Source organism: Brasilonema octagenarum UFV-OR1 (assembly GCF_963888615.1).
GTDB lineage: Bacteria > Cyanobacteriota > Cyanobacteriia > Cyanobacteriales > Nostocaceae > Brasilonema > Brasilonema sennae.
Map to the genome: position 1 here is coordinate 1 of NZ_CAWPKW010000035.1, position 868 is coordinate 868.

An 868-nucleotide genomic window follows, 5' to 3' on the forward strand; every position below is an offset into this window, starting at 1 on the left:
TATCTAGCACGAGTGTGACAACTAGCCCTTTATCCACCATTTCTTTCAACAGTTGTGCCAATTCCAGATCGCGTAGATGCTGTGCTTCTGGCTTACCGATATCAGTAGGAACTAACGTCTCGTCTACGCCATTTGCTCCCTTAATTTTTGGGTAGTTGGTTTTGGCACGCGCACCATGTCCAGAGTAGTGGATATATACTTGATCCCCCTTGTTTGCGATCGCCGTCAGTTCTCTAAACTTAGCCACCATGTTTACATAAGTAGGTAAACGATCTGGTGGTTCTAGTGGTTGAGTAGAACCAGAACCAGTGGCAGTTAACTTCAAAATGTGGTTTTCGGGAATTTTCCACGTTTCTTTGAGAAAAGCTTCTACGTTACTGATATCACGTACACACCCGCTGAGACTTTTTATTTCATTCCCATTAGGCAGTCTATTAGGCATATAGCAGTCAATGCCTATCAGCAAGGCGTAAAAGTTTGGTGTTTGATTTGTTGGTGACATGTTCATTACTTGTTTGTAAGGTTTGTGACAAATTGACAATTTTTTGATTGTGTGAACTTCAACAAAGTAACATAAATCACTTAGAAAAAGTCAGGGTTATTACCTTGTTCGGACAAAAGCCTTCTTTATATAGATGTAAGTAAAATTAACTTATGCACAATGCAGAAGATGAACGTGGATTGTAGATAGAGTCAAGCATTTTACCGCCGCAGTAGAATTGATCCGCAAATACAGACAATGTTTCCACGCACTCGCGCACGTTATGCATAATCTAGTCTTTTTGTAAAGTGCGTAAGTCCTAAGATAAAGGCTTTTAGCTTACAGGGTTTTCTGTAAGGTGGGCATTGCTCATTAAGGTCTCAAATG

Annotated in this window: 1 protein-coding gene; it reads right to left on the minus strand. The window is 40.3% G+C overall.

Going from position 1 to position 868, the window contains the following annotated elements; genetic code table 11:
• Positions 1-502: caspase family protein (locus AC5590_RS02335; RefSeq protein ID WP_211178822.1), on the minus strand; the 502-nt coding region annotated here is incomplete at its 3' end.
• Positions 503-868: the final 366 nt, after the last annotated feature.